The 14364-nt window shown below is 34.9% G+C and carries 9 protein-coding genes and 2 tRNA genes; 9 read left to right on the top strand and 2 right to left on the bottom strand.

All coding sequences use genetic code 11. The features are described from left to right. The first annotated feature begins 16 nt into the window (after nt 1-16). From csrA to NSCAC_RS05350, 8 genes are all read left to right on the top strand, one after another. The gene (gene csrA, locus NSCAC_RS05385) at nt 17-229 is read left to right on the top strand and encodes a carbon storage regulator CsrA (protein ID WP_197743827.1); all 213 of its coding nucleotides are present in this window, start codon (nt 17-19) and stop codon (nt 227-229) included. A gap of 35 nt (nt 230-264) precedes the next feature. Further along, nucleotides 265-357 (top strand) — tRNA-Ser (locus NSCAC_RS05380). Between the two features lie 648 nt (nt 358-1005). Continuing rightward, nucleotides 1006-1170 (top strand): hypothetical protein, encoded by a 165-nt coding sequence (locus NSCAC_RS05375; protein ID WP_197743826.1) that lies wholly within the window; start codon nt 1006-1008, stop codon nt 1168-1170. A gap of 192 nt (nt 1171-1362) precedes the next feature. Next, a complete protein-coding gene (locus NSCAC_RS05370) occupies nt 1363-3153 on the top strand; it encodes a GmrSD restriction endonuclease domain-containing protein (protein ID WP_197743825.1) in 1791 nt (596 codons plus the stop codon). A 318-nt stretch (nt 3154-3471) separates the two neighbouring features. Further along, complete coding sequence (locus NSCAC_RS05365) at nt 3472-3765, top strand: helix-turn-helix domain-containing protein (protein ID WP_197743824.1); 294 nt, start codon at nt 3472-3474, stop codon at nt 3763-3765. An 18-nt stretch (nt 3766-3783) separates the two neighbouring features. Further along, nucleotides 3784-5145, top strand: a complete 1362-nt coding sequence (locus tag NSCAC_RS05360) for a DNA cytosine methyltransferase (RefSeq protein ID WP_197743823.1) — start codon at nt 3784-3786, stop codon at nt 5143-5145. A 2-nt stretch (nt 5146-5147) separates the two neighbouring features. After that, complete coding sequence (locus NSCAC_RS05355; protein WP_197743822.1) at nt 5148-6212, top strand: hypothetical protein; 1065 nt, start codon at nt 5148-5150, stop codon at nt 6210-6212. 180 nt (nt 6213-6392) lie between these two features. Beyond that, nucleotides 6393-10172 (top strand): nSTAND3 domain-containing NTPase, encoded by a 3780-nt coding sequence (locus NSCAC_RS05350; RefSeq protein WP_197743821.1) that lies wholly within the window; start codon nt 6393-6395, stop codon nt 10170-10172. 703 nt (nt 10173-10875) lie between these two features. Here the strand turns inward: NSCAC_RS05350 and NSCAC_RS05345 are convergent. Together NSCAC_RS05345 and NSCAC_RS05340 are read right to left on the bottom strand one after the other, a co-directional pair. After that, a complete protein-coding gene (locus NSCAC_RS05345) occupies nt 10876-11913 on the bottom strand; it encodes a fatty acid desaturase family protein (protein WP_197743820.1) in 1038 nt (345 codons plus the stop codon). A 113-nt stretch (nt 11914-12026) separates the two neighbouring features. Beyond that, on the bottom strand, nt 12027-14120 hold the full coding sequence (locus NSCAC_RS05340; protein ID WP_197743819.1) for a TonB-dependent receptor: 2094 nt from the start codon (nt 14118-14120) through the stop codon (nt 12027-12029). A 131-nt stretch (nt 14121-14251) separates the two neighbouring features. Here NSCAC_RS05340 and NSCAC_RS05335 point away from each other — a divergent pair. After that, nucleotides 14252-14328, top strand: a tRNA-Arg gene (locus NSCAC_RS05335). The last annotated feature ends 36 nt before the right edge of the window (nt 14329-14364 follow it).

The following is a 14364-nucleotide window of genomic DNA, read 5'->3' as shown; positions in this document are numbered from 1 at the left end:
AAAGGAGATGGAATTTATGCTTATTTTGACAAGGCGTGTCGGAGAAGCTCTGATGATTGGAGATCAAATTACTGTAACTGTTCTTGGTGTAAAAGGTAATCAAGTGCGTATTGGTGTTGCTGCACCAAAAGATGTCACTGTACATCGAGAAGAAATTTACGCCCGTATTCAAAAAGAAAAAGGTACTGAACAAAATAGCGAATCACATACTAAGGTACAACCTGATTAACCACTCGACTTGGTTGATTTTTTAATTTTCTACCTGGAGAGATGGCCGAGGGGCCGAAGGCGCTCCCCTGCTAAGGGAGTATGGGGTTGATAGCTCCATCGAGGGTTCGAATCCCTCTCTCTCCGCCAAAATTCGATAAAGTACTTATCAAGTTCATCTCGCAGCTCGATACCTACTCGCTTTCCAAATCGAGCGAACTTTTTGTTACCGTCCTAATCTTCCTTACCCTTGTCATCGGTAGGCTCATCAGCTCACAGGCTTCCAAAAATTGGTTATGGGCTTTTATCGCACTTATATTGTCGTGCTTGGAGTGCCTGCATTTATAGTAATAGAAATACTTGCCCGATTTACCCCTTGATAGTGCACCCGAGAACGGGTTTCCGCAATGACATTTCAATACCCCATGCAACAGGATTTAAAAAGCAACTTACCGAACAAAACATTCATACTGTTGTCCGCAGGAACGACAGCAGAGGGATTTACGGTATCGCTTTTATTGATAATGGTAAGCATTTGGAATGCTTCACAGTTGGACAGAAACCTGTCGGCAAATGTATTACAACGAACGGAAACAAACCCGAATTAAAGATACAGGACAACTCTGTTTCCAATACGAACGCAATAGACAACCAACCGACAAAAAAACTTTTCGAGCTTATCACATAGAAACATTCACAGAGTTCCGATTTGGGATTGTTCAGCCTGTTTGTTGCCTCAAGTATAGAGCGAGAACAGAACTACGAGGAAGAGCAATTTGCCAACCAATTGAAACGATTATGCAAACATCAGCATTTGAGCTTTCGGAATATTGGGAAACTAAAACGACAGACAAAACCAAGTTGGTTGATTGGATTGACTTGGTTGCAGAACACGCAAAGAGAATTCAAGATGCGAAGCATCTAAATATCAAAGAAATATTGACCAAACTAACATTGAAATAAAAGGGTATGCACCTAACAGCTCGTTTGGCAAAAGCGGCAGGAAACATCTTCGATTGAAAAATTTTCGTAAATTTGAAGTTTAGTCTTCGGTTGAAGTTCCGTGCAAAAAGTGCCGCCTTCGCCAAGCGAGTCAAACGTTATGTGTTACCCTATAACGACCGTACCAAGTAGAAACGAACGATAAAAACAAAAATGCAGAAATATTCAGTAAACCAACACTTAATCGAAACTATATTAGCTTGGGTAAATTCAGGTGAAATTGCAATTCCAGAAATACAAAGACCATTTGTTTGGGACAGTTCAAAAGTTCGTGATTTAATGGATAGTCTTTATCAAGGTTATCCAATTGGTTACGTAATAGCGTGGCGAAACCCAAACGTAAAACTGAAAGACGGAAGTTTAAGCGAAGGTAAAAAGGTTTTGATTGACGGACAACAAAGAATTACAGCTTTGACAGCTGCAATTTTAGGTCAGTGCGTCATCAATAAAAACTATCAGCGTGTAAAAATCAAAATCGCTTTTAATCCAATCGAAGAACGTTTTGAAGTACAAAACCCTGCGATATTAAAAGATAAAATTTGGCTTCACGACATCACAGACGCTTTTTCGGGAAAAGTTAGTTTGCTTAAATTGGTTCGTGACTATTCTGCATTAAATCCTGAAATAGACGAAGACTTAATAGAGAATTCATTTTCAAGATTAATCAGCATCGTGAAAAAACCAATCGGCATGATTGAGCTGGCACCCGAATTGGACATTGAAACCGTTACGGAAATTTTTATCAGAATAAATTCAAAAGGCGTTGTTTTAAGTCAGGCAGATTTTGCAATGAGCAAAATTGCTTCCGACACAGAAAATGGCGGTAACGAATTAAGAAAAGCAATTGATTATTTCTGCCATTTAGCTATTGCACCAGATTTTTACAAACACATCGTTGATAACGACAAAGATTTTGCAAAAACCGACTTTTTCCAAAAAATGTCGTGGCTTAAAACTGAAAATGAAGACTTATACGACCCAAGTTACAACGATTTAATTCGTGTTGCTTTTACATCTCAATTTAACAGAGGACGACTTTCTGATTTGGTAAGTTTGCTTTCGGGAAGAAATTTTGAAACAAGAAGTTACGAAACCGAAATTGCCGAACAATCATTTTTAAAACTCAAAAATGGAGTAAACAATTTCATCAATGAAACCAATTTCAAAAGGTTTTTAATGATTGTAAAATCGGCAGGATTTATTTCGCCAAAACTTATTCGTTCGCAAAACGCTTTAAATTTTGCTTACATCGTTTACCTGAAACTGAAAGAACTTGGAGTAAATTCTGTTGCGATAGAAAGTTACGTTAGAAAATGGTTGGTTTACTCAATTTTAACGGGAAGATATTCAGGTTCGCCTGAAAGTACCTTTGATTTTGACATCAAACAAATATCTCAAAAACCGTTTGGAGAATATTTACAAGAAAAAGAAGACGGAGAACTTTCGGACGCATTTTGGAACGCATCGTTGCCTCAAAGTTTAGATACTTCCGTTGCAAGTAGTCCGTATTTTCACGTTTTCCTTGCTTCACAAGTAAAAGCAAACGACAGAGGATTTTTATCAAAAGACGTTTTAGTTGGCGATTTAATTTCCTTACGTGGCGACATTCATCACTTATTTCCGAAAGACTATTTAAGTAAAAACGGTTTGGACAGAAGTAAATACAACCAAATTGCAAACTACGTTTATATGCAATCGGAAGTAAATATAAAAGTCGGCAACAAACCACCAAAAGATTACTTTGAACTTATCAAAACTCAAATGCAAGACGACAACAAACAAGTAAGCGGACTTTCGACAGAACAAGAACTTTTGGACAACTTAAAAATGAATTGCGTTCCGACCGAAATTATGGAAATGAGTATTGACGATTACCAAGACTTTTTGACTTTAAGACGAAAATTAATGGCTCAAAAAATTAAAGAATATTATAAAACATTATAATGCAAAAAGGGCGAACACATAACAGCAGTTTGGCAAAATGGCGGGTTCAGCGCTAAATTCAACAGCAGTTCATCGGATTGTACTTTTGTGCAAAACTGAACATTTGTGCTTCGATTTCCGCCACTTCGCCAAGCTGCAAACCGTTAGGTGCAACCCTACCCAACGACCGTGCAGACATCAACTGACGGACAAAATCCAAACAAACCAAGCCCACCCACCACCCCTAAAATTTTTATAAATTATCCTAAAATATTTGCACAATCCAAATTGACAACTTAAATTTGACACTTTATGTCAAGTAAAATTATTCATATGGAAATGGAAACAGTTGGACAAATTGTAAGAGCAAAACGAGAAAGTTTGGGTTTATTACTACGACAAGTTGCATCGTATCTCGACATTGACCAAGCGATATTGAGCAAAATTGAGCGGAACGAACGCAAACCGACAAAGGACAACATCATAAAACTTGCTGAAATCCTTAAACTCGACAAAGAAGATTTGTTAGTGCAATTTATGAGCGAACGAATTGCTTACGAAATTGCGGATGAGAGCTGTACTACCAAAGTTTTGAAAATAGCAGAACAACAAAGTGAAATACATAAAGTCTAACCTTGTAAAAAACTAACTATGCGGACATATATAGAAGAAGCGGAAATCAGCGTAGTACAAGAACCTCAATTAGACATTTTATACTATCCGAGAACTGAAAAAAAGTTAGTAAAAGAGAAACAGAAAGAAACATTAAATGTGCTTTCTCTTTTTTCGGGTTGTGGTGGGATGGATTTGGGATTCGAGGGTGGATTTTTAGTTTTACCACAATCTATCAACGAAATTCTAACACCACATTTTATAGACAAAAAAATGAAAAACGGCTTTGTTCAACTCAGAAAAACAAAGTTTAAAACCGTTTTTGCTAATGATATTTTGACTGATGCGAGAAATGCTTGGATTAATTATTTTTCAAAACGAGGACACAATGCAGGAGATTTTTACAAGGAAAGTATTGTTGATTTAGTAAAAATGTACCGAAATGGTGTAAATGTTTTTCCTGATGATATTGATGTTGTTACAGGTGGGTTTCCTTGTCAAGATTTTAGCGTAGCGGGAAAACGTAATGGATTTAATTCACATAAAAATCATAAAGGAGAATTGATTGACGATAAAACAGCTTCTGTTGAAACACGCGGTCAGCTTTATACGTGGATGAAAGAAGTGATTGAAATTACACAACCCAAAATTTTTATTGCAGAAAATGTAAAAGGTTTGGTTAATCTTGGTGATGTGAAATCAATTATTCAAAACGACTTTTCATCAATCAACGGAAACGGTTATATTGTTCTTAACCCACAGGTTTTACATTCTGCGGATTTTGGTGTTCCTCAATCAAGAGAAAGGGTAATTTTTATCGGAATTAAAAAATCAATTTTAAAAAAATCGGCTTTGGCTGAATTGGAAAAAGAAACTATTTCAGAACAATACAGCCCCTATCCAAACCCAACACATTGTTATACTGTTGATAGTGTTAATTTAAAAAACTTTGTTCAGCTAAAAGATGTGTTTAAACATTTAGAAGAACCAGAAGATACAAAAGATTTATCTCAAAAATTTTTCTCGAAAGCGAAATTTATGGGTAAACATTGTCAAGGACAAACAGAAATAAAACTTTCAAGTATTTCACCGACAATCCGTTCCGAGCATCACGGAAATATTGAGTTTAGGCGACTTTCAAAAGAAAATGGTGGACAAATTGAAAACGAACTAAATAAAGGATTAAAAGAAAGACGATTGACGGTTAGGGAATGCGCTTTAATACAGACATTTCCACCCGATTACGACTTCGTTATCGAAAATCAAAGTGGTAGAAAAGGCTCATTTTTAGTTAGTCCGTCCCAAGCATACAAAATTATTGGTAACGCAGTTCCTCCGCTTTTAGCTTATAATTTAGCCAAGAGAATTGAGGAAATTTGGGACTTGTATTTTAAGAAATAACGATGATAGTTTCAGTAAACTCAGACCAAAACAGAAGCGAATTTGATACATTACTTGGTTCAACAATTGACGAGTTGAATATTCACGCTCAAAAATCATCTAAGAAGGTTGCAACACTTTTGGGTAGAAATTTAGAGCCATATGTGAGAGATGTAATGACGGATATGGCAGTCGGCACGCCATTTGAAAATTCAATCGAATTGATTGGAGGACAGAAATTTCCCGATATTGTTGCTAAGAAATATTACGGAATTGAAGTTAAGACCACCACCCAAAATCATTGGAAAACAACAGGAAACAGCGTTTTAGAAAGCACAAGAGTTGATGATGTTGAACGTATCTTTATGTTGTTTGCAAAACTCGCAAGCCCGATTGAATTTCGTTGTCGCCATTATGAAGAAGTTTTATCAGAAGTTGTGGTAACACATTCGCCACGCTATTTGATAGATATGAATTTGGAGCAAGGCAAGACGATTTTCGATAAAATCAACATGCCTTACGATACTCTACGAAAGAAAGAAAACCCAATCCGTCCGATTGTTGATTACTACAAAAGCAAGCTGAAACCGGGCGAGGAACTTTGGTGGATGGATGCCGAAAATAATAGCAAGGCAAGTAATATCGTTATCCAAATTTGGAGCAATCTTTCTTTGAAAGAGAAACTAGAATTGAAGAACAGAGCAATGGTTTATTTTCCCGAGCTCTTTGGGAATAGTAGCGATAAGTTCGGAAGATTAGCGATTTGGTTGGTAACTCGTGAAGCCGTTGTTTGCCCGAACGTTCGAGATTTGTTTACAGCAGGTGGAAAAAACAATTATGTGGTTGGCACAAAAGTATATCAAAAAGTACCAAGAATATTCTTGAACTTGTTTGACAATATTCCACATATCATTGAAACGATTATGCAAACATCAACATTTGAGCTTTCGGAATATTGGGAAACCAAAACGACAGACAAAACCAAGTTGGTTGATTGGATTGACTTGGTCGCAGAACACGCAAAGAGAATTCAAGATGCGAAGCACCTAAATATCAAAGAAATTTTAACAGAGTTGGTGTTGAAATAGCTACTGCCGTTTGGTCATTCAATAGTTGCACAAAACGATTGTTAAGTTCTTTATTTTATTCTAATTATACCAAAATTCTGTAATCTTAATCGACTAATTGATTGAGTCGATTTCTTTTATTGTTTGCATCATACTCAGTACGGTATTTTGTATCTTTATCTACACAAAAATATAGTATTTATGAATACAATAATACAAATAGAGAATGCTTTAAAGGCAATTAATCAGGCAAGTTTTCAAAACCTTATAAATCATTTGTTGTATTTACAGGGCAATAAATTTATAGGAGCTCCTGGTGCTGTTGTAGGAAAGGAAAAAACAAGCAGGGGCACTCCTGATTCTTTTTTTATAAATGATGATAAATACATTTTTGTAGAATGCACAACACAAGAAAAAATCGGTGAATCAAAATCTTTTTTTAATAAACTTGCTAAGGATATAGACCATTGTTTTAAAGAAGAAGTAACGACAATAAAAAAAGAAAATATTGAGAAAGTCGTTTTGGCTTGTAATGAGAAAATAAGTTCAGAAGAATACAGTCAGCTTAATGCTAAAGTAAAATCTTACAATTTCAACACACAATTTGAATTTTTGAATATTCAGAATCTCCCAATGTTTATTTACGAAGTCCCTAAATTGGCTGAAGAATATTTAGGGGTTCAAATTATAAAGGGAGATATTTTCACACTTGAAGATTTTCTTTTAAAAACAACCAAAGGTTTACAACCTTCACTGACAAATGAGTTTTTCGGTAGAGAGGAAGAACTTAAAAGTAGTATAGAAACTCTTGAAAAATATGATATTTTGTTGTTGTCAGGAGGTGCGGGCGTAGGAAAATCTAAATTGGCAGTCAAGATTTTAGAGAAACTATCAAAAGACGATTATGTACCAATAGTCATTCAAAGTTCGGGAGTGTCATTATGGGATGATTATCAACATCTTTTCTTGCCTGATAAACAGTACATTATACTGTTTGACGACGCCAATAAATCGATTAATAATCTAAATTATTTGCTGAGTAAATTAGAGGCTTCGAAATCGTATTCAGCAAAAGTTATAATCACGTCAAGAGATTACGTTAAGAAACAAGTATCGTCTACACTGGATGATTATCCTTATAAAGAACTTAATATACCTGAATTTAAGGATGGAGAAATAGAGAAAATAATTGTTTCGGCTCTACCCAATCTTCAATATCACAGTGATATAAAACGGAAAATAGTTGATTTAGCTAAAGGTAATGCAAGGGTTGCTTTAATGGCTAGTTATTCCGTCACTCCTGATTCAGAAACTAACTATTTAAGTAATCCTGTATTGCTGTATGAAAAATACTTTAAGAAAATCTCAAAAGAGATAGGTGTTTTTGATAATCCAATAATTCTCAAATCTCTTGCTATTGTTTCGTTCTTTGGTGTTTTAGACAGAAACAATGAAGATTTGAAAAACGTTCTTTCAACTAACTTTGGAATTAATTGGAATGACCTATGGTCAGCTATAATGGAGCTTCATAATAGTGAAATATTAGATGTTTATTCTGATGAAATAGTTAAAGTATCAGACCAAGTTTTGGCAACATACGCATTCTACAAATGTTTTATTGATGATAAGTCTGCCGTTATCAATTATGCAGAATGGATTACTACTTTTATAGAGAGATTCTCTAATAGAATCCGTATTACGCTTATCGATGTGAACAATACATTCGCTTATTATCGCGTAAAAGAATTGGTTTCGCCTCATCTAAATGAAGTTATAAAACCGGAAAAATCCGATGAAGAATTGTATGCTTTTTATAAACTATTTTGGCTCTACAAAGATCGGCAATGCTTATTGTATTTGAAAAAATGGATAGAAAGTCTTCCTCAGGAAAAACACCCTGAAACGCTTAAATTTAGTTATATCCATAACGACCATACCACGGCTACAAAATATTTTGAACTTTTAAAAGGTTTTTGGAAACATCCTTATGCATTGCTTAAACTCTCGTTGGAACTGACGTTAGCATTATTAGACAAACAGCCATCTCGATTACCCGAAATCCTAAAATTCATTCACGAAGATTTTCAATATAAAATTGAAGACTTAGAACATGGATATATACGACAAAATATTTTATTGAATGTTTTGTTAAATGATAAATTAAATGATAACCAAAAATTATTCGCAAATGGTATTTTTTTAAACTTGACAGAGGCTTTACTGGGTTGGCATCATCATTATGATGGCCTAACTAAAGGAAATACTCTTACTATTTATAATTTTAATTTATACAAATCCGATGAATTGATAAAATTAAGAGAACGCATTCTCAATCAAGTATGTAATCTGTTTGAATCTAAAAATGAACCATGCCAAAAAATATTAAATCAAATAATCTACCCCGATGGTGATATAGATAAAAGTTTGTATATTGATGAATTGCCGATATATGAAAAAATCATCTCAGAAAAATTAGATAATAAACAATACGCACATTGTAAGTTTGTATGTGTACTTGCCAAGCATCTGACGGAAACCGAAACCGTATTTCCTGAAAATTGGAATGAGTTTATTGAATCAGATATAAAAAAATTATCAAAATTTTTAAAATCAGATTGGGAATATAGAGATGGAAAATCTATTGATGAATCCGAAAAAGAAAAGCAAAAAAAGTTTGATGATTTTGTAAAGTCAAATGATTGGCAAAGTTTAGAGACATTTCTTTTAAACATTGATATTTTATATAAACAACGGAAAGATACTAATCCTTGGTATATAGAGTCGGCCGTTACGGACATTTATTTTTCCATAGCACGAAAGAATAAATCTGAGTTTGAAAATGCTTTAAGATTATTCTTTAACGGAACAGTCCTTTTTCCATTAAAAGGGCATGTTATTAATGTTGCTCTGGCTGATAACATTATGACTGGGAAAGAACTTTTGGGCATAATGAACAATTATGAGTTTCAGGAAAAAACTTATTGGGAATCTGTATTAGTAGCAACATTACCAAAAGAACAGGTTGATGAACATTTCTTAATTCTTCTTATAGATATTTTTCGAAGAATTGATGAGCACATTTATATTGATAAAATGCTTGATTATCTAAAATATGAAACTGTTTTTACAGACTATAAAAGAGGAAAACCTGAGTTAGAAAGCCATAATATCATTACCTATATAACAAGCATTATCTTGGATAAAGCTCGTAAAACATATTGTAATTTTGGAGTTGGTTTCTGTAAAGAATGTGCACCATATTTCACCAACCATCTAAATCTTTTGAAAAGTGTTTATTGGGCACAACATGAATTGAACCATTATTTTGACCATGATGGAAAAGAGTTAAAAGCCATATTGGATTTGGACAGGACTTTCATTAATGAGAGCCTAAAAAATGATTTAGTAGGATTAAAATATTCTTCCAAGATTAAGTTGAAGGATATTAATACAAGTGTATTATGGAACTATCCTGAATATGAGGAATTGATTGAGGATTTACTCTTAATAATAGACGAAAAAGAAAGTATTTTCTCAATCATTGAAAGAGGAGGTATTTTTGCTTTATTTGATAGCCGAAAAAACTTCTCTGATTTAGCGCCAAAAATGAAATTGCTTATTTTAAAATTAACTCAAAAATATCCTGATAATAAAAAATTGGTTTTGATGTTAATTGAGGTTGTATATGCCAATTTTAGAGACTGGTTCGTAGAATACTATCGAGAATTCCTTCTGTTGAACAGGGATATTGAAGTTACGAAGAAGATAGCATTTGGAAGAATTTCAAGTACCATAGGAAGTTGGGTTCCTGTACATCAGGAAAAAATAGAGTTTTATCAAGATATTTTAAAAATGATTAATTCGCTCCCCAATATCCTTGACTATTCAGAACACATAGATTTTTTTGAACAAAAAATAGTTTGGGAGAGTATGAATATTGAAAGAGAAATGAGAAGAGATTTTGTGGATGAACATTATTGATAAAGTAAACATATTAATACTATTGAAAAACGTTAAAAGCGGTATCAAGTGTTTGACTGCAATCCCTATCAGCCCATCAAAATCCGATAAAGTGCTTATCAAGTTCATCTCGTAGCTCGATACCTACTCGCTAATATACATTTTTTATTAATTACAGCTGCCATATTGTTATTATTTCGCTTTTAATTATATTTCTATTTTCATATAAAAATAAACTTCCTATATTAAGAAATGGATAGAAAGAATTAACGCAAACTCAAAACCAAAAATTTCCTTATAAATTCTTTTTTGGCGGAGGAGTGCAGGGAAGAACTAGCAAAAAATGGAAAGGAATTTTTGTTTTTGGATATGTGAGCGGGGCGAGGTATGCATTAGTAGTTTTCATCAGGATTTTGTTCAAAATAGTTTCGTCCAATACGCCCCACCACTTTGGAACCTCTCTAGGCACGTCAATTGCCGCACTTGACCAGCAATCTTCGATTCCTGCAGACGTTAGCAACTTCGGCATGCTGTGCCAAAAAACGCAGATATCGCTTAGAGAATGCGCCTATATTCAAACGTTTCCTAATCATTTTATTTTTAAAATATAAAGATATAGCTGATGGCTATGAGATAGCGGGTAATGCAACGCTTATCAATTTTGCCCAGCCTATTGCATATTGCACGAAAAATAATCACTGATCTTAAACCTAGTTTTAAACCTTCATATACTTTCAGTACGAACTAGATCGGAAAGTACGCTACGATTTTTACTAGGAAATAGTCCTAGTGCATAGCAATGGTTTCCTGCTCGATACACAGGATCCTGCATGAGTAGATTATGAGCGTTTTTTAATTGATGATGTGGAATACCGGCATAGAGATGATGTACGAGATGGTAGCCATCTCCATGAGGATGAAAGAAATACTCTTGTATAAAACCAAGTTTATTTCTTGTTTTATCAAACTCAGTATCTCCAATTGCTCCCGCATGTTCCGACATTTGTGCTATAAAGCTAACTATTGGAAGAAATAAAATAGCTGGTATAAAAAAGTAGAGAATAAAAGGAGTGAAAAGACCCAGATAAGCTAGTGCTACTATGGTAAGAATAACAACTATTCTACGAGCCATTTCATAGGAAGATCGAGCTGGTTTTAGTAAAGAGCCACCTTTGATAATAGAAAATAGTTTCCATCTATAAGAGCGTGCTAAAGCACGTACTAAGATATATATAGCGCTCCACTTAGTTTTTTGAGGGAGATCATTGAGCCCAGAGCTTTTATGCCCTCGGTACTTTGGGTCACGTACTGGATCCCAGAAAAAACCATGGTGTCCCTCAACATGATCTTTCCTTTCATCCTCAAGAGTTAATCCTGGATGAAGCCACATGGCACCTGCCCAATAACATATCGTGTCGTTAAGTTTACGATTTCTAGTTAAGTTAGTGTGAGAGGCTTCATGAATCATATTTTCTAAACCTTTTTGTCTTGAAGCAATGATGAGTGCAGCTATTAAATATATGAATAGAGGGGTAATTCCTATGCCGAGTATAGAAAATACCCACCATGAAATGGTTGCTACTCCTACAATAATCCCCCAATCCATTATATATGCTGCTATGCTTATCCATGGATTGGTTTGCATTAACTCTCTAAGTTGATTTTTAAGCTCTGGTGATGGAACGTACCCCTTAGGTAAACGAGAAGATTTTATAGGATCTAATTTTTTTTCTGATGTATCTATATTTTTTGTTGTTATCACTTATTCTTTAATTAATTGATCAAAATTATCTATAGCAATTAGAATGAGTTAATTTAATTTAAAATTTAATAACAAATTTCATTAAATATATTTATTATTGATTTATCGTACAGTCAAAAATTAGCTCGAATACCAATTTCCGCTCCTCGTCCCGGTTCAGGAGCAAAATTACGTAGATAGGAAGTCGCATTACGAACATTTTGATTTAACAGGTTGGTTCCTTTTGCAAAAATCATAAATTCTGCAACTTGCCAAGATTCTATTCGATACTGTGCTCCTAAATCTAGTAATATATAACCGGCTGTGGGTGCTTCAAATTGGCCTGCATATTTCTGCCGATTAGCACGAAGAACCTGTAGATGAGCAGAAAGGTTATTATCTTTAGCGTAATCTACTCGAAAACCATAACGCAGTGGTGGCATGCGAGGAACATCACCGCCAGTAGTAAACTGACCACGAGTATAATCACTCAATAAGGTCAGGTTAACTAATCCATATTGATTTTCCATGAGTGGGAACTCAAGTTTTCCTTCAAATCCTTTAAAAGTTGCTGCTGCTTGGCTTGTTACTACTACAGGGGCACAAGAAACATTAGATGGGCAAATTTTTCCTTCTTCAGTAGCCAATTCACCGTTTCGTTGCTGGAAAATATAATTTTCTGCCCAATTATGGAAAAGATTTAACTCAGCATGCATCCAATTACTATTGAATTCATAACCTAAGTCTAAATTATAAAAAGTTTCTTTTTTAAGATGGGTATTGCCTAGCTCAAAACTACGGGTAGCATCATGATAGCCATTCATCAGTAATTCTTGTACCTGAGGTGCACGCTCAGCACGTGCAAGACTTAGATTAAGACTGCTTTGATGATTGATTTTCCACAGTGCAGATCCAGAAACGCTAATGGGCGTATAGTTAAAACCGGATAAATTTTCTGGGACAATACTATCATTTTCTACTCGCATCCCTAACTGATAGGTAATGAGATCAGTCTCAAAATTTTCTACTGCAAACACGCCAAAATTATTGATTTGAGAATGAGGGATAAGGGTATCTCCATCACCTTTATCAAAAGCAGTAAAGTCACTTGCAATGGCATGGATACCTATCATGCCTCGATTCCAATCTCTGAGGGGTTGATGTGTTAATTCTATACGACCTTCATAGCTTCTATTCATGAAGAAATCACTAGCTTCACCATTGGTGATCTCAGTATGCTGATAATCTGTATAACCTAGACGCATTCGTAAAGATTGAGCAAACTCAAAGGGATTATTTAATTTACTTTTAAAGTCATATCTATTTTGTTGTAGTGCAATCCGGGTAGTTTCATCCCCAGTGCCATCAAGGGGAATACCATAATTATTCTCTAAATGATTAGCTCCTATCCCGGCAAAACCTATATTACCCACCCAAGAAGCACCTACTGATCCACTTATAGATTCTCCAAAGGTATTAGGTAATATTCCATGGGGGTTCTCTAGATTTTTAGGTAAGCTAGGATCACTAACATGAGCTGCAACTTCATCAATGGCTTGCCCGCCAATGGACATATTATCTCGTTTGGTGTAAAAACCATCGATATGAAAAGCGATAGAATCCCTACCTCCTTCTAGCTTCATTACAGAGGCAGTTTCATTAGAAACACTATTATAGCGTTGTTCCACACCACCACTAAATATATGTTCAAATTGAGATTCTGGGATAAGGTTGCTGATCACATTAACCACGCCACCTACAGCACCGCTACCATACAATAGAGATTCTGGTCCACGTAGCACTTCAATCCGTTCGGCAAGTAACGGTTCAACTGTTGTTGCATGATCAGGACTAATAGATGATGCATCGTTGCTGCCAATACTATCAAACAGCTCTCGTACTCGAGGTCCAGTTTGACCTCGAATCATTACTCTACCTACACCAGGACCAAAAGATTGGTTAGAAACACCTAATTCTTGTTTTAAGGTTTCACCAATCGTGTCTGCTGCTTTCATATGCAAGTTGTTACCTTCTAATATAGTTTTGGATGTACCTAGATCAAATAGGTTATCAACTTGGAAAGGAGCCGTTACTGTTATAGATTCTAATTTTTTAGCTGCTTGATTAATTTCCTCAGATTTTTGATCCGCATGAATAGGGGTTGTGAATATACAGAAAGAATTTAAAATAAAAAATCTAGAAAAAATGAGAAATATTCTATTTATCATTAGCTATAATTCTCCTTGGATTAAAAGATTGTAGGTTCTACAACCTAAAAACTGATAGATTTTTCTTGAGAAAGTAAAAAATGGTATATTGAATTTTCCTGTTTATTCTATCATAATAAGGGATCATCTTAGCGCCCGTAGCTCAGTTGGATAGAGTACCTGGCTACGAACTAGGGGGTCGGGAGTTCGAATCTCTCCGGGCGCGCCATTCCAGCACAGAATCTCATTTCAGGGTTTATGCCTG

Source organism: Candidatus Nitrosacidococcus tergens (genome assembly GCF_902810445.1).
Taxonomy (GTDB): domain Bacteria; phylum Pseudomonadota; class Gammaproteobacteria; order Nitrosococcales; family Nitrosococcaceae; genus Nitrosacidococcus; species Nitrosacidococcus tergens.
Note: the sequence above shows the minus strand (reverse complement) of the source record. Positions and strands in the feature narration are given on the sequence as shown.

Bases quoted from the DNA above. Each gene is read 5' to 3' on its own strand.
- csrA (WP_197743827.1), top strand. From the start codon at position 17: ATGCTTATTTTGACAAGGCGTGTCGGAGAAGCTCTGATGATTGGAGAT.
- NSCAC_RS05375 (WP_197743826.1), top strand. From the start codon at position 1,006: ATGCAAACATCAGCATTTGAGCTTTCGGAATATTGGGAAACTAAAACG.
- NSCAC_RS05370 (WP_197743825.1), top strand. From the start codon at position 1,363: ATGCAGAAATATTCAGTAAACCAACACTTAATCGAAACTATATTAGCT.
- NSCAC_RS05365 (WP_197743824.1), top strand. From the start codon at position 3,472: ATGGAAACAGTTGGACAAATTGTAAGAGCAAAACGAGAAAGTTTGGGT.
- NSCAC_RS05360 (WP_197743823.1), top strand. From the start codon at position 3,784: ATGCGGACATATATAGAAGAAGCGGAAATCAGCGTAGTACAAGAACCT.
- NSCAC_RS05355 (WP_197743822.1), top strand. From the start codon at position 5,148: ATGATAGTTTCAGTAAACTCAGACCAAAACAGAAGCGAATTTGATACA.
- NSCAC_RS05350 (WP_197743821.1), top strand. From the start codon at position 6,393: ATGAATACAATAATACAAATAGAGAATGCTTTAAAGGCAATTAATCAG.
- NSCAC_RS05340 (WP_197743819.1), bottom strand. From the start codon at position 14,120: ATGATAAATAGAATATTTCTCATTTTTTCTAGATTTTTTATTTTAAAT.